This is a genomic window from Pseudoalteromonas sp. (genome assembly GCF_018402495.1).
Taxonomy (GTDB): Bacteria; Pseudomonadota; Gammaproteobacteria; order Enterobacterales; family Alteromonadaceae; genus Pseudoalteromonas.
The window spans coordinates 411,966-434,915 of sequence record NZ_JAGYIU010000003.1; the positions used below are offsets into that span (position 1 = coordinate 411,966).

General features: G+C 39.3%; 22 protein-coding genes. 13 read left to right on the forward strand and 9 right to left on the reverse strand.

The window, feature by feature from the left end; all coding sequences use genetic code 11:
- Positions 1–84 precede the first annotated feature (84 nt).
- Positions 85–2,166, forward strand: a complete 2,082-nt coding sequence (locus KG708_RS11670; protein ID WP_213609961.1) for a TonB-dependent hemoglobin/transferrin/lactoferrin family receptor — start codon at positions 85–87, stop codon at positions 2,164–2,166.
- 304 nt (positions 2,167–2,470) lie between these two features.
- On the opposite strand, the gene KG708_RS11675 is transcribed toward KG708_RS11670, so the two are convergent.
- The 3 genes from KG708_RS11675 to KG708_RS11685 all read right to left on the reverse strand — a co-directional run bounded on the left by KG708_RS11675 (position 2,471) and on the right by KG708_RS11685 (position 6,223).
- A complete protein-coding gene (locus KG708_RS11675; protein ID WP_213609963.1) occupies positions 2,471–3,079 on the reverse strand; it encodes a hypothetical protein in 609 nt (202 codons plus the stop codon).
- A 221-nt stretch (positions 3,080–3,300) separates the two neighbouring features.
- Positions 3,301–5,379 (reverse strand): TonB-dependent siderophore receptor, encoded by a 2,079-nt coding sequence (locus KG708_RS11680; protein WP_213609965.1) that lies wholly within the window; start codon positions 5,377–5,379, stop codon positions 3,301–3,303.
- Between the two features lie 79 nt (positions 5,380–5,458).
- Positions 5,459–6,223 carry an AraC family transcriptional regulator gene (locus KG708_RS11685; protein WP_213609967.1) on the reverse strand — a complete coding sequence of 255 codons (765 nt, stop codon included), beginning with the start codon at positions 6,221–6,223 and terminating at the stop codon, positions 5,459–5,461.
- 100 nt (positions 6,224–6,323) lie between these two features.
- Between KG708_RS11685 and KG708_RS11690 the strand changes: the two genes are divergently transcribed.
- The 4 genes from KG708_RS11690 (at position 6,324) to KG708_RS11705 (ending at position 9,733) form a co-directional block, all read left to right on the forward strand.
- Positions 6,324–7,037, forward strand: coding sequence for a type 1 glutamine amidotransferase (locus KG708_RS11690; RefSeq protein ID WP_213609969.1), 714 nt, complete (start codon positions 6,324–6,326; stop codon positions 7,035–7,037).
- Positions 7,038–7,128: 91 nt separating this feature from the next.
- Positions 7,129–7,605 carry a MarR family transcriptional regulator gene (locus tag KG708_RS11695; protein WP_213609971.1) on the forward strand — a complete coding sequence of 159 codons (477 nt, stop codon included), beginning with the start codon at positions 7,129–7,131 and terminating at the stop codon, positions 7,603–7,605.
- 2 nt (positions 7,606–7,607) lie between these two features.
- The gene (locus tag KG708_RS11700; RefSeq protein WP_213609973.1) at positions 7,608–8,672 is read left to right on the forward strand and encodes an HlyD family secretion protein; all 1,065 of its coding nucleotides are present in this window, start codon (positions 7,608–7,610) and stop codon (positions 8,670–8,672) included.
- Between the two features lie 11 nt (positions 8,673–8,683).
- Positions 8,684–9,733 carry a DUF2955 domain-containing protein gene (locus tag KG708_RS11705; RefSeq protein WP_213609975.1) on the forward strand — a complete coding sequence of 350 codons (1,050 nt, stop codon included), beginning with the start codon at positions 8,684–8,686 and terminating at the stop codon, positions 9,731–9,733.
- Positions 9,734–9,770: 37 nt separating this feature from the next.
- Here the strand turns inward: KG708_RS11705 and arfB are convergent, their stop codons facing one another.
- Positions 9,771–10,184: an alternative ribosome rescue aminoacyl-tRNA hydrolase ArfB gene (gene arfB / locus KG708_RS11710; RefSeq protein WP_213609977.1), complete on the reverse strand. Its 414-nt coding sequence runs from the start codon at positions 10,182–10,184 to the stop codon at positions 9,771–9,773.
- Between the two features lie 143 nt (positions 10,185–10,327).
- Between arfB and KG708_RS11715 the strand changes: the two genes are divergently transcribed.
- The 4 genes from KG708_RS11715 (at position 10,328) to KG708_RS11730 (ending at position 13,844) form a co-directional block, all read left to right on the forward strand.
- A complete protein-coding gene (locus KG708_RS11715; protein WP_213609979.1) occupies positions 10,328–10,897 on the forward strand; it encodes a short-chain dehydrogenase in 570 nt (189 codons plus the stop codon).
- Between the two features lie 678 nt (positions 10,898–11,575).
- Positions 11,576–11,920, forward strand: a complete 345-nt coding sequence (locus tag KG708_RS11720; protein ID WP_213609981.1) for a hypothetical protein — start codon at positions 11,576–11,578, stop codon at positions 11,918–11,920.
- A complete protein-coding gene (locus tag KG708_RS11725) occupies positions 11,917–13,506 on the forward strand; it encodes a PepSY-associated TM helix domain-containing protein (RefSeq protein WP_213609983.1) in 1,590 nt (529 codons plus the stop codon). Before KG708_RS11720 ends, KG708_RS11725 begins: the two co-directional genes overlap by 4 nt.
- Positions 13,503–13,844 (forward strand): DUF3325 domain-containing protein, encoded by a 342-nt coding sequence (locus KG708_RS11730; protein ID WP_213609985.1) that lies wholly within the window; start codon positions 13,503–13,505, stop codon positions 13,842–13,844. The genes KG708_RS11725 and KG708_RS11730 overlap by 4 nt, the downstream gene beginning before the upstream one ends.
- 230 nt (positions 13,845–14,074) lie before the next feature.
- Here the strand turns inward: KG708_RS11730 and KG708_RS11735 are convergent, their stop codons facing one another.
- Entirely contained in the window at positions 14,075–14,608 is a 534-nt protein-coding gene (locus tag KG708_RS11735; RefSeq protein ID WP_213609987.1) for a lipocalin family protein, read from the reverse strand.
- 68 nt (positions 14,609–14,676) lie between these two features.
- On the opposite strand from KG708_RS11735, the gene KG708_RS11740 reads away from it, so the two are divergent.
- The 4 genes from KG708_RS11740 (at position 14,677) to KG708_RS11755 (ending at position 16,858) form a co-directional block, all read left to right on the forward strand.
- Entirely contained in the window at positions 14,677–15,132 is a 456-nt protein-coding gene (locus tag KG708_RS11740; protein WP_213609989.1) for a YaiI/YqxD family protein, read from the forward strand.
- Position 15,133: 1 nt separating this feature from the next.
- Positions 15,134–15,670, forward strand: a complete 537-nt coding sequence (locus KG708_RS11745; protein ID WP_213609991.1) for a hypothetical protein — start codon at positions 15,134–15,136, stop codon at positions 15,668–15,670.
- A gap of 584 nt (positions 15,671–16,254) precedes the next feature.
- Positions 16,255–16,464, forward strand: a complete 210-nt coding sequence (locus tag KG708_RS11750) for a cold-shock protein (RefSeq protein WP_008463923.1) — start codon at positions 16,255–16,257, stop codon at positions 16,462–16,464.
- Positions 16,465–16,648: 184 nt separating this feature from the next.
- A complete protein-coding gene (locus KG708_RS11755) occupies positions 16,649–16,858 on the forward strand; it encodes a cold-shock protein (RefSeq protein ID WP_007377377.1) in 210 nt (69 codons plus the stop codon).
- Between the two features lie 102 nt (positions 16,859–16,960).
- Here KG708_RS11755 and KG708_RS11760 read toward each other — a convergent pair whose 3' ends face one another.
- From KG708_RS11760 to KG708_RS11775, 4 genes are all read right to left on the reverse strand, one after another.
- A complete protein-coding gene (locus KG708_RS11760) occupies positions 16,961–17,617 on the reverse strand; it encodes a class I SAM-dependent methyltransferase (protein WP_076922557.1) in 657 nt (218 codons plus the stop codon).
- A 9-nt stretch (positions 17,618–17,626) separates the two neighbouring features.
- Complete coding sequence (locus tag KG708_RS11765; RefSeq protein WP_213609993.1) at positions 17,627–21,277, reverse strand: AAA family ATPase; 3,651 nt, start codon at positions 21,275–21,277, stop codon at positions 17,627–17,629.
- Positions 21,274–22,521, reverse strand: a complete 1,248-nt coding sequence (locus KG708_RS11770; protein WP_213609995.1) for an exonuclease SbcCD subunit D C-terminal domain-containing protein — start codon at positions 22,519–22,521, stop codon at positions 21,274–21,276. The genes KG708_RS11765 and KG708_RS11770 overlap by 4 nt, the downstream gene beginning before the upstream one ends.
- 66 nt (positions 22,522–22,587) lie before the next feature.
- Positions 22,588–22,824 (reverse strand): hypothetical protein, encoded by a 237-nt coding sequence (locus KG708_RS11775; RefSeq protein WP_213609997.1) that lies wholly within the window; start codon positions 22,822–22,824, stop codon positions 22,588–22,590.
- Positions 22,825–22,950: the final 126 nt, after the last annotated feature.

Consider the following 22,950-nt stretch of genomic DNA (forward strand, 5'->3'; position numbering starts at 1 on the left):
TGGTTATCATAATCATTTGATCTTATTTTTAGTTAGTTGTACTATCCCCTCACTAAATAATAACTATTATCATCTGGAGTGGAGATGACCCCTTTTCCTTTTAAACTTACAGTTATAGCAACCTTGCTAGCTGGCTCTGCCAATGCATTTGCTGAAGAAATTATTGGTGATCATATTGTTGTTAGTGGCTCGCGTTTTGAACAAAAACTAGAGGATGTCACTGGCTCAGTAACGGTTATCACTGAGCAAGATATTGAGCGTCAATTAGCAGTAGATTTACAAACCATGTTTAAATATGACCCGAGTATTTCAACTACTGGGAGTGGTTCTGGTGCACAAACACTCACTGTTCGTGGTGTTGGTGGTAACCGAGTTGTATTTATTAAGGATGGCCGACGCACTAATGATGGTTATGCAGGCGGAGGTGGATACCTCGTAGGTCGTAATTACTTTGATGTTGCAGGTGTTAAACAAGTTGAGGTAGCCAAAGGAGCTGCATCATCACTTTATGGCTCTGATGCATTAGGTGGTATTGTAGTAATAACGACTAAAGACCCTAGTGATTATCTAACAGATCAACAAAGTTTAGTTAAAGTTGCTCTTGGTTACCAAGGGCAAAATAATCAGCTAGCTGCTGATATTACAGCGGCAAAAAACATCGGAGATCTTGCTGTTAGCGCTGTTTATAGTCACCGTGATAGTGAAGAGGTACAAAACTTTGCAGAGGACTTACCAGGCTATGATGCGCGCTCTGATGCGTTAGTATTTAAGCTTGAACAACAATTTGATGAAAAGCGTACACTCAAATATACCCTTGACTACTTTAGTCAAACGATAGATCAAATAATCACCCCTGCCAGTCAAGAAACACAAGATAAAGATACAAACTGGTCACTTGCGCTTGATTATGATTCAACGATGAAAACAGCAGCCTTTGATAAATGGCATGGGCAAGTATCATTTAGCCGCTTCGAGCAACAAAGCGATCAAGTAAGTGCTGGTCGAGGGTATATTGATTATAACGATTACCGTTTCAATCAAGATATTCTGGGTATAAAAGCCGTATTTAATAAGCAAATCGAAGCGCAAAGCACGAATCATGAGTTAGTTTATGGCGTTGACTTAGATTTGTACGATACAACACGACCGCGGTTCAAAACACGTATCCTAGCAGATGGCACTGTTGATTTTACTAATGAAAAACAAAAAGCATTTCCTGGTGCCGATACCTCTTTAATTGGTGTTTATATGCAAGATAGTATTGCGTTTAAAGATACCGACTGGTCATTGGTTGCAGGTATTCGATATGATTATTATGCACTTGAAGCCAAAAAAGACACGCTGTATGAGGATGCAGGGCTTGATGATATTACTGAATCTGCGTTTTCACCGAAATTGGGTGTTATCTATCAAGTAGATGATAATTTATCATGGTATGGCCAATATGTTCGAGGCTTTAAAATTCCACCGCATGACCAAGCTTATCAAAGCCATGGTGTTGAGCCGTTTTATCAAATACTCCCTAATGCAGAGTTAGATCCTGAAAGTAGCGATTCATTCGAACTTGGTTTAAGGTATGCAAGCAGCGATGTAAGTGTAAATTTAAGTGCATTTTATGCTCAATACGATGACTTTATTGAAGCGGCTATCGCAGGTGTTGAGCCAACCTACATACCTAATGTGAATAAAACACTTTATCAATACCAAAACATTAGCGAAACCAAAATTAGTGGTATAGAGGCAGGGGTTGCTTTGTATGTAGCTGATGATATTTTATTAGAGGCTAATATTGCCTATGTTGACGGTGAAAACAAAGAAACAGATCAGCCACTTACTAGCATTAGTCCACTAAATGGCTCTGTACTAATTACCACTGAGCTAGGGGATATTAACTGGACTGCCGCTTGGCGTTTTGCAAAATCACAATCAGATGTTGTGCTTGATACTAATGGCAACAAAACAACACAGGGTCATGGTTATGGTGTGGTTGATTTATATGCAAATTATCAGTGGCAGGCATGGCAAATGAACGTTGGTTTACTTAACGTATTAGATAAGGAGTATGTGCCGTTTGAGCTTATTGCTGGCCAATCAGAAGGAGCAGATTTTAGTCAATACACTCAACCAGGACGCAATATTTCAGCGAGTATTAGTTATCAGTTTTAGTTAAAAAACAAAGCCGTATATAACTCCATTAATCTGCTTAAATAGTTGAACAAATCTAACGAATTAGATTTATCTCTAAGCAGATTGATATAAAAAGAGCACTAAGTAACCTGAACTTTGAATAATAAATCTATCTCAAGCAGCTATTTTCAGCGCTAACTGCGTTGAATCTAGCTGTTGGCGAGTATCGCCTTGTTTTTACTGGAAATCCCTGGCTTGAGAGAATAAGCATAAATATTACTTTTGACTCAATACGTTAGGATCTGTTGACCAGAGTTCAGGTTAATAATAAAAAAGGAGATAGTTAGCTCGCACAAGTTATGTTGCTCATATCAAAAGTATGCGTTAAACCGCTTGGGTTTTTATCAATGACCACGAGATTGTTTTTTTCAATGTAAAAAGTGTATTGGTGCATCCAGCTAAATTTAGCGATTTGTTTTAGCTCATAACGGCCGAAAGCAAGTGGACAATTTAAATACGCATAATGATAAGCCTTCCCCATTGCCCCTGGGTCTGCGGTGTAAATATAAATAGTACGATCATCAAATGTGCTTTGTTTATGAATATAATCAAGCCTTGATAGCGAAGTGCCGTTGAGCATAATACCTAAACACAATAAAGGAATTTGTACCACAGCAACGAGTGTGAAAATGATAAAGAACAGCCAGCGTGCTATTTTATTTTTGATTATGCTTTTAATTTTTTCAGGTTTGACGAAAAGCAGTATGAAACCCGTAATTACCAACACCAATTTTATATAAAGTAGATTATGGCTTAATGTATCCATAAGCCGTGGAGAGTGCCAATTTAAACCCCAAAGCACTCCACCATGCATGCTCTCCAAAAAGGGTAATAATAAACATGCTGAAATAAGTAAAATAACTAGCCAGCTATTATTGCTGCTTTTATCCATTGATATTTGTCCTTTAAATCTGACTGGATCGCTTGAATAGAGTGAGATATTTATAACATGGTTTTAAAATGCACTATAACTAAAGCGTCATAACACTGAGTTTATTTAACTGTAAAGGGGGTTAACAGCGACTTTGTATTAGCCAAAAAAAAGCGCCTTAACCACTACATTAAGACGCTTTGGATGAAAAGCTAAAATAGCTAATCGGGACTATGAAATTGTTAGAATTGATAGGCCAATGACATCTTAAATTGAGTAGGCGCACCCGGGTAAACCCATAATGCGTTGTAGCTACTTTGAGCATATTCTTCATCAAACATGTTGTTAACACTGATATTTAACTTTGTGTACTCGGTTAAGTTTAATTGGCTAAAAATACCAACTATCTGATAACTAGGTAAATTAAACGTTAAATCGGCGGCATCGCCTAAACGTTCACTGATATACTGATAACTGGCGCCTAGCTCAAGTTCTTTTCCAAGAATAGCCGTTTGATGGCTAAGCGTGAGGTTTAAGTTATTTTTAGGCACATTCACTAATGGGCTACCTTTTTGTATTGGTACGCCCCAATCAGCATTTATAATGTCGTTTGCAGTGCTAGCATCTATATAAGCGTAAGATAAATTAAACTTTGTAGTATCAGTGATATAAGTACTTAAATCGAGTTCAACACCTTGACTGTTTGCTTTACCAATAGGCGCTGAAAAGCCAACATTGACAGGGTCAGCCACTAACATATTACTCTTAGTGGCATCAAATAATGCAAGGGTGCCCTCTATACTTTGGTAGTTAAATTTAGCGCCAACTTCAATTGAGTCACTGTATTCAAAGCCAAATGGGTCGCCACTTGCATCTGTGCCACTTAATGGTAAAAAGCCTTCTGAATAGCTGCTGTATAAGGTTACAGCGTTGTTTAGCTCATATACTAAGCCTACTCGTGGGCTTATCTGACTCTCTGAGCTGCTTGAAAGCACACCGCTTTTGGTTTCTAAAATGTCTTGATCTACGCTATCGAATCTAAGGCCAACTAATAGCTTAAACTTATCAGTTAGATCCATTTGATCTTGAATGTATATACCATACGCTTTTTGTTGTTCGTTATTTTCATACAGTAAACCCACTTCAGGACGGGCAACGTTATAGTTAGGCTGATAAATATCAAGGGTATAGGTGCCATTACCGCCGCGATAACGTGAAAGTGCGGTGCGTAAGTCGTATTTATATGCGTCGGCTCCTATTAATAAATGATGCGTAATACCAGCGGTATCAATGTGCCCGCTTAACTCAAATTTAAGGCTGGTGTCATTCACTTCGTAATCACGGTAGCGCTGCTGGCGGGTAAGCGTACGGCCATCATTAAATAATGATTGGCGCGATGGTGAAAGTTCCGCATCAGATGAAAACCCTGTAAGAGTAGAGCTTTGATAATTAGCACCTAATACTAATGACCATTCATTGTTTATAGTCTGGTTTAAAGTCACTTGGTGACCACGTGAATAGACCTGCGTGTCGCCATCATTTGGGTTACCTAAATAGCGCGAGCTAGGGACAGTATTAAAATTATCATTAAGTACAACAATACCGCGGTCAAACAGCTGTGCTAAATCAACGTATTCAAATTCATAAGTGATGCTAGTTGATGAGTTTATTTGATGATAAATCGACGGTGTAATCACTTTTTTATGCGTGTAAACATCATCCCTGTAACTGTCGCTATCTTGCCATGCGCCATTTACTCTCAATGCGGTTGTATTGCCAATACTGTTTGTATAGTCACCTTCAACGCGATTAAAATTATCACTCCCTAAGCTCAGCTTTAGCTCACCCTGTTGGTCAAATTGTGGTTTTTTAGTCACGATGTTTACAGTACCACCGGGTTCAGAACGCCCGTACAGTGCAGAGCCTGGGCCTTTTAGTACTTCAATGTACTCAATGTTTGATACATCACGTGGGCCGCTAAAACCACGGCCACCACTAAAGCCATTAATTAAATAGCCCGATGGCATGTTTTCGTTACCCGATAACCCACGAATAGAAAAGCTATCCCATAATGCGCCGCTGTTATTTTTACGTGAAATACTGGCTGAAAAATCTAGTGCATCTTGTAATTGAGTTATTCCTTTTTGATCAAGTACTGTGCTATCGAGGATTTCAATTGATTGCGGCATGTGTTTTTGAGGAATATCGCCTCGGTAAGCTTGTTTATAGGTAACCGCAATTTTTTCTATTTGTTCATTTTGTTGTGCGATGCTAAGCGCACTCGAACTTAAGCAGGCCAAGTAAATCAATGAATACTTCATAAAGGTGCTTTTGGTAATGTTATAGTATAACTAAAATTGTAACATGTGTTACTTTATAACAAAATGTTTTTTTAAGAAACTACAAGCTATTTTTACGGTATTTATTTGGTGTCTCAGCAAATAGATTTTTAAAAGCATGTATGTATGCAGAGTCTGATGCATAGCCTAAATCAAGGGCTATTTCTTGAATTGATTTATTGCTCGCAAGTAACTGTAACGATAAAACCAGTTTTATATTTTGTCGCCATAGGGAAAATGACTGGTTAAATTCTTTAGCACAAATTCTTGAGAGTGTTCTTTGAGATGCACCGACTTTAATTGACCAATCTTGTAATGTTAATTTTAAATCTGGCTGTTTTTGTAGCTGACTGAATATTGTCATAAGTCGTCTATCTTTGGGGATCAACAAAGGGATTTCGTAACTATGGGTGATGGCTATTTGATCTCTAAAAACAGTTAGCAAGTTTGTTAATTCTTCTGCTGATTGTTTAGTTTTATTGAATAATAGTAAGATTAACTCTTTCACAAACGGAGTAAGTAAACATGACTTGGGTTCATTACTATATTTAATCGTACTATTAGGATTAAGGTAAACCGCTAAAAATTTCGTATCTGTTACAGCTATAGATTTATGAACGGTATTTGCAGGTATATATAGTAATGCATTGTGAGGAACTACAATGCGTTTGCTGCCAATACTTGATTGCAGTAAGCCACTATAAGGAAAGATTATTTGATGCCATGAATGGGAGTGATAGTCATCAACATAGCTAGAGGGCATATCAATTTTTTTAGTGATAAATTGGTTAGTGGCATTTTTTTTAATTAGCTCATTTGCATTCATGGTTGGCGAGTTATCAATGTTTTATGGCTAGTAATATAAAATAAGCCAGCCCAGTTTGATATAAAATAGTGAGCAAATAATGGTTAACAAGCGTTAAAAAATGCATATTCACTTTATTATTCATGAACATTTTGAAGCGCCAGGCGCTTATGAAGTCTGGGCTAAAATGAACGGCCATACGCTGTCTTACACCCGTATTTACTTAGCTGAACCCTTACCAAAACATGCCGATGATATGGACTTTTTAATAGTGATGGGTGGGCCACAATCACCCGCTACACAGCTTGATGAATGCGCCTATTTTGATAGCAAAAAAGAACAAGCCTTGATTGCCAGCGCCATTAGCGCAAATAAAGTGGTGTTAGGCGTTTGCTTAGGAGCCCAATTAATTGGTGAAGCGTTAGGTGCGGCTTATCAACCTAGCCCAGAAAAAGAAATTGGTAAGTTTGTGATTACTCTCACTGATGCGGGTTTGCATCACCCACTATTTAACCATTTTGGCACTGAGCTTAATGTAGGGCACTGGCATAACGACATGCCAGGGCTAACAAAAAGCGCCAATGTAATCGCATACAGCGAAGGTTGTCCAAGGCAAATAGTCGCTTATAGCGATTTAGTATTTGGTTTTCAATGCCACATGGAATTGACCACAGAGGTGGTTACCCTCCTCATTGCCAACGATGATTTAACCAATGCCCAAAACCATCGCTTTGTTGAAAAGCCCGAAAAGCTCTTAAGTCACGACTATAGTGAAATGAACAATAAGCTTTATACCTTCTTAAACAAGCTTGCTGCGCACTATTTATCTAAATAATACTTATTTACGTGAAAGTAAAATTCCAAATATTTACTTAGCCTGCTAACTAATGCTAAAATTTGCTGCATATTAACAAGCAAGAGTTCTTATGAGCAGCACTATTCCTTTTCATGAAACACTCGATTTAACCTTATGTGGCAATATGGGTCGAGTGCATCGCTTATGTCGAGAAGCGGTAACACTGGCGGTTGAGCCGCTAGGTTTAACTCAATCACGTTGGACGGCAATGATCCACTTAGACCATTTACCCTCAGGGGCAACACAGCAAGCGCTGGCTACCAGTTTAGGTATTGAAATGCCCTCATTAACGCGCACCATTAAGCAATTAGAGCAGCAAAATCTGGTTATTCGACAAGTTGATAAGCACGATAAACGTAGTAAAAAATTGTACTTTACCGATGAGGGTATAAAGTTATTAGAACACTTAAAAGAGCTAACAAGCGATATTAAACAGCGTTTATATGCCGGTTTAAGTACTGAGCAACTTGATGGTATGGCGCACAGTTTAGTGCAAATGGAAGAAAACGCGCGGCGTTGTATTGCAAACTTATCTGGAGATAAATAAGCATGACACCCGATCAAAAATTTGCCCGCTACGTTAAAGTTTCGCTTGTTGGTTTTATTGTTGTCTTTTTTTATTATATTGTTGCCGATGTATGGTTGCCGGTTACGCCACAAGCACGGGTTTATCATCCGGTTGTGCAAATATCGCCGCAAATAAATGGCCGTGTTACCCATGTATTGGTCAGTAATAACCAAACGGTTAAAGCGGGTGATGTATTATTTGAAATAGACAAAAACACTTACCAACTAGCACTTGAGCAAGCCCAGCTTGCCCTTGACGATGCCAAACTACAAAATAAACGCCTTGATACCAATGTAAAAGCGCTTGAGGCACAAATAAGTGCAGCTAACGCTAAATTGCATGAGCAGCAGCTATTAAAAAAGCGTGGCGAAACACTCTACAAACAAAACTCTATTTCGGAGCAAGAGCTTGAAAGCATTCGTGCTAATTTTGCCGCAAGCCAATCTAATTTAGCCGCATTTGAAGCACAATTGGCAGAAGCTGTTTTAGCGCGTGGCGACTCAGGAGAAAATAATTTAGCACTGCGTCATGCGGCCAATCAGTTAGCCCAAGCTGAGCTTAATTTATCTTATACGCAAGTGCGCGCTTTAAGTGATGGCGTTGTAGCCAATTTACAGTTACTTGAAGGTTCCTATGCGGTTGCGGGTAAGCCATTACTTGCTATTGTGGCAAGAAAAGCAGATTTAGTGGCTGATTTTCGTGAAAAGTCACTATTAAATATGCAGCCAGGCAGTTTAGCAAAAGTAGTGTTTGACAGCCGACCAGGTGAAGTGTTTGATGCTAAAATTGAAACCTTTGAAGCAGGTGTTAGTGACGGGCAACTTAGTGCGAATGGATTACTTAGCACCACCGAAACCAGCAACCGTTGGGTTCGCGATGCTCAGCGCCAACGTATTCATTTAGTGCTGCCAAATAACTCTCAGCTTATAAATAATATGCCCAGTGGCGCGCGTGCTACCGTGCAGTTATTACCGCAATCAGCATTTGGTCAATGGCTTGGTTCAGTACAGATCCGCTTTATTAGTTGGTTACATTACATTTATTAATGGGGCGAGTAATGACACACCAAGTTAGCCAAGCGCCACAACTCGATTCAAATGGCTTACGCCAAGCGCTGCGGATTGCCGGTGGCTGCACTATTGGTTTTACTTTATGTAAGTTAATGAATTGGCCAAATGGGATATTTTTTACAGTTTACCCTATGTTATTACTGGGTTTAGTGCCAAGTATTAACAAAGGCGTGATCCGCCAATTTGTTGCCAGTGCCGCTTACAGTGCTTTTATTGTGCTTATTTTGCAGGGGTTATTCTCGCATTTGCCAGTATTAATGACGCTCATTATTTTTGCTAGTTTTTGCATACTTTTTTATTTAATGAGTACCGGCGGTGCGTTTTTATTTGGTGCGTTAGGTGCGGTGAGTTTATCGATTCAGTTACATTTTGCCAGTTATGTTGATCAAGGAAGCAGCATTTACCCGCTTATTTTAAGTAATGGTGTGGCTATTTTTATTACTATTATTATTGCGCTCTTGATGCATGGCTTGTTTCCTGATGTGACAGCGCGACCCATGCGCGCTGTACCGCACAAGGATAAAGAAAGTATTCGTCACGAGGTGTTGTTATGCGCTAGCGTTGCGACTTTGTCGTTTGTGGTTTTTCAGGTACTTGATTTACAAGATTCAATTTCGGCGCAAGCTGCGTCTATATTAATTTTGTTTTCGTTGTGCTTTAAGGCTGCGGGCACTGCAAGTTGGCAACGTATTATTGGGACATTAATAGGCTGTAATGCCGCACTGGTTTCACAATTATTGTTATATAACCATAGTGATTTTTTGTTATTTCCAATGGCGATATTATGGATTCTCTCTTTTATATTTAGTCGATTTCATATTTTAGGCGGCGGTCCACCGGGTGTGGGGTTTGGCGTATTAACCACCTTTGGTATTTTGTTTGGTCAGTCGTTAGGCCCAGGGCAAGATTTAATATACAGCGCCATGTATCGATTTAGCTCGGTGGCCGTTGCGGTTACGGTAAGCTTAAGTGCGGTGTATGTAGTGCATCGAATCCTCAACCGATTTAGCGTTACCCGCCACCATACCTATGACTAAAACATCTTAAAGGCTGCGTTTGCAGCCCTTTAATCTGCTAAATTTTAATATTACCGCGTAGGGCTTTGGTTTGGCCGTGTTTGGTTTTTTTGTCCATGCGTTTACGCTGTGAGTTACGGCTAGGTTTGGTGGCACGGCGTGCTTTATTAACCTTAGTGGCGCTTAAAATTAAATCTTTTAGCCGTTTTAGCGCATCTTCTCTGTTGAGCTCTTGGGTGCGATGGCTTTGCGCTTTTATAATTAATATGCCCTCTTTAGTGATCCTTGAATCGTTTAAAGCAAGCAGCCGTTGTTTATAAAAATCAGGGAGTTTAGAGCGGTTAATATCAAAGCGTAAATGAATGGCACTGGCTACTTTATTAACATTTTGCCCGCCAGCGCCTTGCGAGCGAATAGCGCTGAGCTCTACTTCCCATTCATCTATGGTGACGGTATTTGAAATAGTTAACATTGTGCTCCGCTCTTTTTACAAAAAATGTATTGTATCATCACTATATTGAGTTGTACTAAACTCAGTTTGTAAATAATGATGTATCAACTTACGCTTAATATTTGCTGTAACCGTTTTTTAGTTCTTATATTTGGAGAAACATAATGAAAAAATTACTACTATCGCTGAGCTTGTTAGTAATGAGCTTCTCAGGTTTTGCACAAGATATTAATGAAGGTCAATTACAAAGCTATATCAAAGCATTACCTGCGGTTACAAGTTGGGCAAGTAATCAAGAGTCGTTAAAAGGCTTAGATTTAGGGAGTATGCTTGGCGCATCTGCAGATCAAACGGTTACTGAGCAAAGCTCGTTGGCTAATAGCGCACTTAGCATGATCAAACAGCAAGACTTATATAAAAGCTTTGCCAATGTAACTGGTCGATATGGTTTTACTCCAGAGCAATTAATTGCTGTAGGGACGGAAGTTTCAATGGCCTACATCGAAAACCTAAAAGCAGGTTTATCTGATGAACATAAAGATACCGCCAATAAATTATTAGGGGGGTTACAAAGCATGCAAAGTAGTAAAGATAAAGGCGTTAGTTCCTTAATGGGCTCGTTTGGCAATGCATCAAGTGCGGCACAATCGACAGAGCCTGTAGTCAGTGAAAACAACCTAGAACTTGTAAGTAACTATATGCCACAGCTGAAAAAGTTGTTTTCATTGCTGTAAACGTGATTGTGAATAAGGTGGCACTGACCACCTTTTTTCATGCTTACTTTTCTCGTTAAGTTTATACAATTGCTTCAGTTTTAATGTTGTAAACCCCCTTTACGATGATTTATTCATTGGCGCTAAAAATAAAAAGTAATAAATAAACCAAAATTTTACTAACGTTAAAGCTTCGCTTTGTTTAGCTGTTATTCTGTTTTTATCGGTTAATCGGATCAACCATTTACCAACTTAAGTATTGAATGATGCAATATTTGCGTTTAGTTAGCTTACCTTTGGTTGTTTATTAGCCTTTTTTTAATTTGTATCTGGCTGAGTTAGTAAAAAATCGGTTTATTTTAGCGATTTCAATAGGTAGTTAGTAAAATCATGATCTTTACGAGATTTAAAAAAACAACTAAAAATCATAAGTTTAAATTTATATTTAAGGAGCTACAATCCGTGTAACCATAATGGGAACTCGTGGTAATCGCTAATAATAATACTAAAACAACTTTATAAAGGCGTTTTGAGGCAGATATAGCCGTTTGTTTAGGTGCTTGTTTCAGATCACTATTTAACTAACAAGATTAAAGCCTTCTTTATGCTAATACAAATAAGAACTACTATCTTTTGTATTTGTTAGCGTTATAATACCGGCCATCTTTTTTAGCTACGTTTAAAAGGAATTTGCAGTTTATGCAGGCCTCAAACCGTCTTTTAGACTTTCCTAAACCCGTTTTTTCACTGTTATGGCAAGTTATACAACGCTTTAGCTACGAACTAGCGGTTTTATCACGTTTTTTTATTGCCATTGTTGGCGGGTATTTTTTTACAGCCGTCTGTGTGTCGCTATTAAGTGCAGTGGTGCCTGTACCTAAGGCTGATGCCGTGCTTTTAAGTGTGTCTGCGAGTATTTTAATTTATGCCCTCGTGTTTATTTATAGTTTTTATATTCATTCATTAAAAACTGTATGGATCAGTATTTTACTAAGTATTGCGGCGCAACTTTTGGTGTTGTCGTTAATGAAGGGGTGGTTATGAAAGGGAGTTTTTTTCGGTCAATGACGTGGTTACATACATGGGTCGGTTTACTCGTGTGTTGGTTACTGTATTTAATATTTTTTGCGGGTACTATTAGCTTTTATAGAGATGAAGTGAGCTTATGGAATCAGCCAAGTATACATAATATTGCGCCTCAAGTAGATCGTGTTGGCGCGCAAAAGCAACAAATAGCATCGGGCATTGAGTATTTGAATGCGCAAGCACCCAATGCACCAAGTTGGCGTATGACGCTTCCTGAAGAGCGAGTACCTTATTTAACTTATGGCTATGCTAAACCAAAAGAGCCTGGGCAGCGCAGAGCCTCTTTTGAAAACACCCGTTTAGATCCAAACACCATGCAGCCTTTAGCACCTTTTGTAGAGACGCGAGGGGGAAACTTCTTTTATCGTCTGCATTTTGATTTGCATTATATCGATGTAATAACAGCGCGCTGGATTGTGTGCCTTGCTAGTTTATTTATGCTAATTGCACTGATATCTGGTGTCGTCATCCATAAACGTATTTTTAAAGATATGTTTGTTTTTAGAGCTAATAAAGGCAGTCGTAGCTGGTTAGATGTGCATAATTTAAGTTCGGTATTTGCCTTACCATTTCACTTAATGATTACTTATACGGGCATTATCACGCTAATATTTATGATATTTCCATATCCTGCGCAAACCGTTTATGAAAACGGCATACGTGGACTTTTTAATGATGTTTCGCCCAGTAGCCCCGTAACAGAATCATTAAAAGGTGCTGCGCCGTTAGTGCCTATCAATACTGTTTTGGATCAGGTTTATACTAAGTGGCCCGATGCTGATATAACGCGTGTTATTATCAATAAGCCTAACCAAGCGGCTTCTACCATTACGGTTATGGTAAGCCCGGGTAAAGCACTAAGAGATCAATCACCCCGTTTGATATTTAGTGGAGCGAGTGGTGAGCTTGTTGCTCAAACTGATGACGAACTTACCGGCAGTAAAGCCCTGTATGAGTCGCTCAATTCAATGCATACAGGGCGTATTGCAGAACCATTACTACGTAGTTTATATTTTTTAGGCGGTATTGCTGGCTGCATTATGATAGCAACAGGCTGTATGATGTGGGCAAAGCGCTTACGTGAGCGTATGAAAAAAAATGCCCAACCATCATTGGGCTTAAAACTAGTCGAAGCACTTAATTTAGGCACGTTAATGGGATTACCCTTAGCAACGTCTGCGTTCTTTTTAGCAAATCGCTTACTTAGTAAAAATGCGATTGAGCGAGCGGATAAAGAAATACTCGCTTTCTTTTTAACTTGGTTATGTGTACTTATTATTGCTTTTATAAAGCGCGATAAATTGCAATGGTGTGTTTTGGCTGCCATAAATAGTATTGCTTGCTTTAGTGTGCCAGTGGTTAATGCGCTAACAACACAAGGTAATATAATCAGTTATTTACGCAATGAGCAGTGGGCCTTATTTATGTTTGATAGCCTGTTTTTATTGTTCGGGTTACTGTTTTTGTTACAAACCGGAAAATTACGTACTGCGTTGAACGCTAACAAACCTATTTCCATAAATACTCAGGAGCAAAAAATATGATTGCATTGCTTCCTTTTAGCTTATGTTTGATTGCTTTTAACTGCTTTGCACTAGCTAAGTTTAATCATTTTAAAGATGTTTTTAACAAGCGTCCTACTAAACAGCAGCGATTAATTTTATTGAGTATTGCTTGGATCAGTATTTTACTAAGTTTACTGCTTTGCGTGAATAAATTGCAGGGATATGGTGGTTTAGAGTTTTGCGGTTTGATGACTCTAAGTGCTTTAATTGTAATGGTTTTTTATAGTTTTTTGGTAAAATTTACCAAGCTTTTTAATCTATTAGTTGTATTAATATTGGCCTTGAGTACGTTATTTTTTGCTTTAAATGGGCTTTAGTTAGTAAAAAGCTGATCCCAAAAATAGGTCAGGATATTGGGCAAAAAAAATGGCAAGTTATTAGGGTCAAACGATCCTAACAGCTTGCCAATAAAAAGGGGGATAACCATTATGTCTTTCACTTGCTTGTTTCTTAACAAGTGCGGTTACTATAATCTTACATTGTTTAACTTAGCTTACAGTCAGGTGATCGTTTTATTACAGCTTAAGTTAAACAAAGTAAACCCCCTTTACAGTGGTTTTTGATTTACCCAAATAATTTCATTCGTATCAAAGCCAAGCGCTTTTACTTGGTTTAAAAAGTGCTGCTTAAGCTCATTATTAACTGTTGGCGTACGCGATAAAAACCATAAGTAATCTTTGCTATAACTGGTAATAAAGGCATATTGATAATTAGGTCGGTCTAGCTCAAAAATAATATAAGCACCATAAAACGGGCCAAAAAATGACACTTTTAAATGCCCTATATCGGCGTTTCCTACAAATTTAGCTAAGCCTTCAGCTTGGTCCCACTCTTGCTCTTTACTAATAAATCCTTTGTTTAATACCTTTACTGTTCCATCATCATTAATTGAATAGGTTGCTGTTACTTGCTCCATTCCTCGTTCAAAAGAATGGTCTAATCGTGCTATTTCATACCACTTCCCTTGGTATTTTTCTAAGTCAAAGTTTTTAATCGGAGTTATTCCTTCAGGAGCACTGGTACAGGCACTGAGTAAAAACACGGTGGTAACAAATAACACAGTTTTAAACGCGAGTTTCATGTTGTTTCCTTTTCTTTAGTAATTGCGATAGGATCGCTTTAATATTAAAGCAATTTATAGAACTTAGCATGAAAATTTGGGTTGATGCTGACGCCTGTCCTGTGGTCATAAAAGAAATTTTATTTAGAGCAGCACAGCGCTCGCAAACAGAAACAATACTGGTTGCAAATCATGCCATGCGCATCCCGCCATCAAAATTTATTAGCCGATTACAAGTATCATCGGGCTTTGATGTGGCTGATGATGAAATAGTAAAACGGGTTGAAAAAGGCGATTTAGTGATTACCGCTGATATTCCGCTGGCCAGTGAAGTGATTGATAACGGCGGCCAAGCGCTTAATCCGCGTGGTGAGCTTTACACGAGTGAAAACATTCGCTCATTACTCAATGTACGCGATTTTATGGATACTATGCGTTCAAGTGGCGTAGAAATGAGCGGTGGGCCGCCGCCACTAAGTCAAAGCGACAGGCAAAACTTTGCGAATAATCTTGACCGCATTTTAGCGCAAAATAAGAGTCGTTAAGGTGAGCTGCCAGTTTTTAGGGTTAGGTGATAACTCATTTAGTGTTGCCGTGTATGTGGCAAAAGCCCCCCCAATGCCTTACTTTGAAACACTTGCGCAGTTAGAGCCTGTAGTCAGTGGCCAAATAAACACTATAAACCAGCATTGCGGCAATGGCTGGCGCAAAGTATTTAATGTGTACGCTAAAGTACTGTTTGCCCTGCCAAGTGAGTATTATTCGTTTGCTAAACAAGCCGTGAGTTGGCAAGCATATCGCGATGAGCAGTTATTACAAAAGCATAGCGGTACTGCATTACTATTTAGTGCGCCGGTGCTTACTGAGCATAACAATCAATTGCACATTATAGCTGGGCGAACTCATGCTAAAAGCTTATTACAACAAGGTAAATTAAATGCCCAGTTTGAATGGCTTGATGATGAGTTTGCGATTGATAAAAGCCAGAACATTATTGTTTGCCCCTATTTTGACTACAGGCAGCTGAGTAATATTAAAATTGCCCGTTTAAGTGAGTTAGTGGCTCAGTTGCATGCAATGTAAGCTACTTTCGTTTTTTAGGTCAATGTTACGCTCAGTGTGTTAGCGCTATCAAATAGCATGAGCGAGCCCAAAATAAATAGGACGCATGCTGATGCACGGCCAAATTTTAGTGAGAGCGCCGTATTGTTGCTGAGGATTTTTCTGGCACTTACCCCTATTAACCAATATACCAGCGCACAGCCAATTAAATGAGTAATGCTAAGTACCTATAATAAGCTATCAGCCTTACCTGGTGTACAACATTTAACTTCAACCATTGTGATGAAAGACAGTGTAAGAGTGCGTAATTTGCATTTTTAACCGCTTAGACACTAAGTTTAAATGGTTAGTAGAATATGGCGCTGCAAAGCCTATAGCAGCGGGCTTAGCCTAAACAGGTAAAAATAAAGTGTAAATAAAGCTTGTTATAAAGTGTATTGCTGTTATCCTGCTTGCCATCGGGTTGATAGAAAGCCCTGTTTATTTGTAAGTACCACGTTGTTATTAGTAATAATCCTTCGCGATATCCTCAAGTTAAATGTTAGTTTTCTTCCTGTTAAACGCCTATTTAGGGCAATTTTTTATTTATTTTTTAGGATATTATTATGTCTAATACTACCACTGGTACAGTAAAATTTTTCAATGAAGCAAAAGGTTTTGGTTTTATTGAGCAAGAATCTGGCGCAGACGTTTTCGCACATTTCAGTGCTATCTCTGGCGACGGTTTCAAAACATTAGCCGAAGGCCAAAAAGTACAGTTTACTGTAACGCAAGGTCAAAAAGGCCCGCAAGCTGAAAACATCGTTTGCATCTAAATAGTTTTAATTGATGGGTTAGTGTTAACCCATCAATATTTATAAGTTTGAAAGAAGTTTTGTTTTATTTGTTAGTACCGAGTTGTTTTAGTAATAATCCTACGCGATATCCTCAAGTTAACTATTTTTTCGGCTCAATCGCCTCTTTTCAGGCACACTTTAATTAATTTTTAGGATACATATTATGTCTAATACAACTACTGGTTCAGTAAAATGGTTTAACGAAGCAAAAGGTTTTGGTTTTATTGAGCAAGAATCTGGCGCAGACGTTTTCGCACATTTCAGTGCAATTTCTGGCGACGGTTTTAAAACATTAGCTGAAGGCCAACGTGTACAGTTTACTGTTACTCAAGGTCAAAAAGGCCCGCAAGCTGAAAACATCGTTTGCATCTAATTATAGAGGGAGTGGGCTTTAAAGCGCACTCACCCCGCTTAAACTCGTGTTAAGCAATAAAGCTAATATCATTATGATATTAGCTTTTTTTTTGACAAAAATTTATACAACGTAACCGCTAAAGCCAAGCGCTTTAAAATAAAGCTTTGGAATACCAAATCCACATTCATTCAGTAGTTCACTAAAGCGCATACGATCTAGGGGGTAAAACTCTCTTTCGAGGTTATGCCCCATTTGAGTTTTGCCAGCTTCAGTTAAGCCTAATTGAGCACAGGTGTTTAATTGTGACTCACGCTCAAATGTTGTTTCTGGGCGCATTAAATCAGCAATGTAAAGATTCGCTCCTTTTTTAAGGTTAGCTTTAATGCTTTTAAGAATTTGTTTTTTGTCGCCGTTATCTTCTACAAAATGCATCACTAGTAAACATAATACGGCGTCTGCTTTCGCTTTTATTTTATCAACTGGGCTACATTCAATAGTGACACGGCTATCAATACCTTGCTCTGCAAAGCGTTGTTTTGCAATATCGAGCATATCACTAGAGGTGTCTTGGGCAGTAAACTGCCATTTAGGATTCATTTTTGCTAATGCTAATACTTCCTTACCTGTGCCGGCACCAATCACTAAAATGTGTGCATCGTCGCTTAACGTGGTTTGCAGTTGTGCATTGGTTAGTTGATGAAGTAGCTCATAGCCTGGGACTAAACGGGTAATGCGGTTATCATATTCTTGTGCTTCTTCGCCTGTGAAAGTGGGCATGCTGTCTCCTTAAATTACGTTTATGGTGGAGTATCCACCCGGTTTTTTAGCGACATGAATTTGCGTAGCAACGCGTTCGCTCATTTCACTTACATGTGAAATTACACCGACCTTTCTACCTTGCGCTTGCAATGAATCTAGCGCGTCCATGGCAATACTGAGTGTTTCACTATCTAGTGTTCCAAAGCCCTCGTCAACAAATAACGAGTTAATTTGCACTTTGTTCGAAGATAGTGAGGCAAGTCCGAGTGCTAATGCCAACGACACTAAAAACGATTCACCGCCAGATAGCGTATTGACCGAGCGTTGTTCATCGGCCATATCTCGGTCGATAATGGCTATATCAAGTGATTCTGCAATTGCAGTGAGCTCATAACGCTTATTAAGGGTTTTCAAATGGCTATTAGCATAATGCAGCAATATTTTGAGGGTTTGTGTTTGCGCTAAATTACGCATTGTTTTACCTGTGGCATCGCCTAGTACTTTATTAAGTAAATGCCATTGGTCGACCTGTTGCTTGAGCTGGCTCAGTTCAGCTTGTTTGCCCTCAAGCGCTTTTGCATTTTGGTTGTGCTGCTCTATCGCGGTGTTGATGGTGAGTAAGCTATTTTGCAATTGTGTTTGCTGGGTATTTAAGTGGTTTTGTTGCTCAATTAGCTGTGCTTCGCTTTGCGTTGGCTGATTATTTTGTTGATGCTGTTCATTAGCTTGTTGCTGTTGTTTTAACGCGGCACTGGCATCAACGACTGCTTGCGATAGTTGTTCGCCTTGTTTTAACTGAGTTTTAATATCGTCGTTGCTGATAGTTAGTAAAAATGTGACTTGTTCATGACTTATATCGCCATGAAGGGTGTTAAATTCTTTAAACCAGTCGTTGTAACGCGTTTCAAGCATCACTAACTCTTGGTTATTATCTGCTAGACGATGCTCAAGGTTTTTAAGCGTGATGGCGTGTTCATCGCGCTGTTTTACGGCACTGTCGTGTGCTTGTTGGCTGGCACTTAATTGGCTTTGGCAGTGCTCTAGCTGTGCTGACAGTTTAGCTTGGTAGTCATCGGCGCTAATAGTTTTGTTATCAAACAAGGCTAAGCGCTGTTGCTGCGTATTATTGTGCTGTTGCTGTGTTTGAGTTAATTCTTCATTGAGCGTGTTAACTCGCTGCTCTGCTTTGGTTAAAAGCGGTGTTAGTTGTTGTAACTGTACATTGGCGCTGTCGAATTGTTTTTGACTTTGTTCAAGCTGTGCTTGAATTTGCTGGTATTGTTCTACCTGCTGAGCTAAATCGCTAAGCGTTAACGAGCCTGCTTGCAATGCGTGCCAAAAATCACTGTGTTCAAAATGTAAATTGAGCTCTTTTATAAGCGCTTCGCTTTGAGTTGCTAGTTCATCGCATTTGTTATTAAGCTGAGATTGCTGATTGCTCAGCTCAACATGCTGTGTATTTAATTGTTGCTGTGTCGCTTGTTCTTTTTTAACAGTGCTTTGCAACTGGTTAACAGTTTCTTGCAAATTACTGAGCTGTTTTTGCGCCGAAAAATACTCTGTTTTTTGTGCACTTAATTGCTTATAAGTTTCATCAAGCTGCTCAACTGTTAACTCATTAAGCTCGGTTTTAGCCGCTTGCATGGTATTTTTAATTTCCAGCATTTTGGCTTGTGCATCACTAATGGCTTGGTTGTGCTGAGTATGCTCTGCCACCAAAACCGCGTGTTGTGTTTGGTGCTGATGAAGCTGTGTTTGAGCATCTTGGTGTTGCTGCTTTTCGTTATTATATGCATTTTCAAAGTCGGTTATTAGGTTTGTAAAAGGTTGGCTTTGATTGCTCGCGAACGGGTGCTCTGTAGCCCCACAAACGGCACACGACTCATTTGGAACCAGTTGTGCGCGTAAATGCTCAACATGCTCACTGGCACGAAGCCTCGCTTGATTAAGCGCTTGCTCTGCGTGTTTAAGTGCCTGCTCTTTGCTGGTTAAATGCGTAAGCAGCGTAGTTTTAGTGTGTTCACTGTAGTTAAGCTTTTCTGCTACATCGTTTTGCTGCTGCGTACGCTGTTTTAATTCTTGGTTGAACTGCTTATAGCGTGTGCGCTGATCTTTTAAATAATCAATGTTTTTAAGCTTACTGTCGCATTGTTCAATGTTAAATTGAGCGTGCTGCTGGTTTAGCTTATTTAGGCTTTGCTGCTGCGTTGTAAGCGTTTGCTCTGCTTGTTCGAGTTGTTTATTTTGCTCGCTAAGTTTTGCTGTGAGTATTGTTTGTTGCTCTGCGTGAGCCTGGGCTTGCTGCTGGGTTGTTTTTAGTTGTGTCTGAGTATTAAAAAACTGCTTAAAGCTATGATGAAAATAGTTCCAATCAGTTGCCAATGGCTTTAATTGACTCTGCTCGTTCAACCAGTGCTGATGCCCTGTGATTTGCGTTGTGGCTTGCTCTGCACTTATTTTGTTTTGTTGTAGCTGCTGTTGTAAATCACTTAATTGTTGCTGCTCTTTGGCGCTTTGTTGAGTCAGACTTTTTATCGTTTGGTTATATATTGCTAATTGGCTGTCGAGCTCTCGCGCTTTTGCAATCAGAGGCTCTGCCGTTAGCTTTTGTTGTTTTGCTGTATCTAATTCGTTTTGCTGTTTTTTAACGTTACTGGCTTGCTCGGTGATCAGCGCGTTGTGATCAAGCTCGTTTAATTGTTTTATTTGTGTATTTAACTGGCTATTTTGCGCTGTTAAGCTTTCACAGCGCTGGCGGTTATCTTTAATTTCAAGCGCACTTTGCGCTTGTTTTGCTTGCTCAGTTTGCGCTTTAACAGCATTGAGTGCGGCATGTGCTTGTTGCTCGTTTTGCTGAGCATTTTTTAATGTCAGCTCTAAGCTATGTGCTTGCTTATACCAATTAACGCCTTGCTCTGTCGTTGCTAAAGTTGTTTTAGTGTGTTCAATTTGTTGTTTTAAATCAGCCAGCGTTTGTTGTTTTTCACTCAGCTCATCGTCAGACAATAACGTATAACTGGCTAAACTTGCCGTTAGTAATTCAAATTTATCTTTAATAGCTTTGTTGCGCTCAAATATACGCTGCCCTATTCGACTAAATTTATCGGTGCCAGTCAGGCACTCTAAAAGCTGCGCGCGCTCATCGCCAGTGGCTTTTAAAAAGGCGGCAAACTCATGTTGTGCTAGTAGCACCGCACGGGAGAACTGCTCAAAGGTTAAACCTATTTTGTTTTCAATTGTTTTTAGGGCGCTACTTTTGTCAGCAATTAAGGTTTCATCGGGTAGGCTATGTAAAGTATGTTCGGCCACTTTAAGTTTGCCGGTTACTTTTTTATGCGTACGTTGAATACTATAACGTGCTCTGTAAAGTTGTTGATCTTGGCCACTAAAATCTACTTCGGCGTACCCTTCCCATTTGCCACGGCGCAATAAATTGCGGGCATCGTTAAGCTTAATGTTATCGCCATTAAAATCAATTAGGTTACCTTTATCGCCTTTCAAACGCGCAGTTTTTGTATAAAGTGCTAGGCAGATAGCATCGAGTACGGTGCTTTTACCTGCGCCTGTGTCTCCGGTAATGGCAAAGAGGCCTGCGTCTTTGAGTGGCGAGGCTAAAAAGTCGATTTCGGCATCGGCAATGGAGGCTAAATTATGAATACGAACAGCCGTTATTTTCATAGCAGTTGCTCCTGTTCAAGTTCTTCAATTACCTCGGTTAACAGTGCTTTTAATTCATTGGGTACGGTTGCTGCGGCCATATCTTTATCATTATTAAATGCTTGTTCGAGTAAGCTAATTGGGTTGAGCATTTCAACAAAGCTTAAATCTTCAAATACCGTTTCTGAGGAATTACTCACTTGCTGGTCACGAACTCGCTCTATGCCACAAAAATTAACCTGTTTTCCTTTAAGTGCTTGCTCAATTTGTTCTCGAAAGGTGGTATCGATATCACTTGATTTTAACTTTACTCGCAAGTAGGGGGCTATCTCATATTGCTCAGTATCAAGCGCTTTTATTTGCTCACACAACTGTGCTAAAGGTACACACTCCCCTTCTGGCAAAACAATGACTTCAGCTAAGCGCGGAATGTAAAGGGGGTTTACAGTGGTGTTTAATGGTTGATTTTCCTGTGCGCTAAACTCAACCACATTGACTTGGTGCGTGTACTTTCTTTCTGAAAACGACATGGGAATAGGTGTACCGCTATAACGTATTTGCTCATTTTTAGCGACTAACTGTGCTTTGTGTAAATGGCCAAGTGCAACATAATCGGCATGTGAGCCAAATACCGACGCAGAGATAGCCTCTTCACCACCAATTACTAAATTACGTTCCGAGTCACCGGAAATATTTCCGCCTTTTGCATGTAAATGACCCATAACAATTAAAGGGGTGTTTTCACTTTGTAATTTTAGTGCATGTTCAAGAGCGAGTTCATACGCTTTAGCAACCCCCTGTGCGTAGCTAGGGCCATCTTCGGTTTGACTAAGCGTACTTAGGTCACTGGTACGTAAAAAAGGCATAGCGAGTACCACAGCGCGTTTATCATGGTTATTAATCGTTATTACAACGTCGCCTGGTTCAGCAGGGTCAAACCGTCCTACTACATGGGTATCAAATTGGGCTAGTAAAGGCTGCGCTGCTAAAATACGATTTGCAGAGTCGTGATTGCCAGCAATAATAATAACATGCAACTTTGGACATTGTGTTTTGGCATTTTTTATAAATTGATAAAGTTGATTTTCGGCGCTAGCACTCGGTGTAGCAGTATGATAAATGTCGCCTGCAACAAGCAGTAAGTCTATTTGTTGGCTAACGAGCGTGGTTAATAACCATGAAAAAAAAGCATGGTGTTCATGGCGGCGATCATGTTCATAAAATTGCTGGCCTAGGTGCCAGTCTGAGGTGTGAAGAACTTTCATTTTGCGCTCTTAAAAAATCATAAGAGCGCCAATATACCCAAGGCAATTAAAGATGCAAGTATCGCCTTAGGTTAATGCATACCAAGTAATAAAAATAATCGGTAAGGTAATAAATGCCATTGTTAAAGGCCACTTAAATGCTTTGGCTTTTTTAGCATGTAATACTTGCAGCGCATTTGTTTCATTACAAGCAGCAACTTTATCAACGTACAGATAACCCGAGTTGATATATTGCTTACAACTTTGCACATCTGCTGGAATTGCAATTAGTTTTTGCTGCTTTTTTAGGACATAAAAATCCATAAACTCACCACACTTCTTACGATTAGTTAGAACAAAAAATATTTAAGAGACGCACTTAAAAATTCTCTTAAATTAAAAAAGTGGGCGATTCTAATTATAAACCATAGTAAAGATCAACCTAAAACT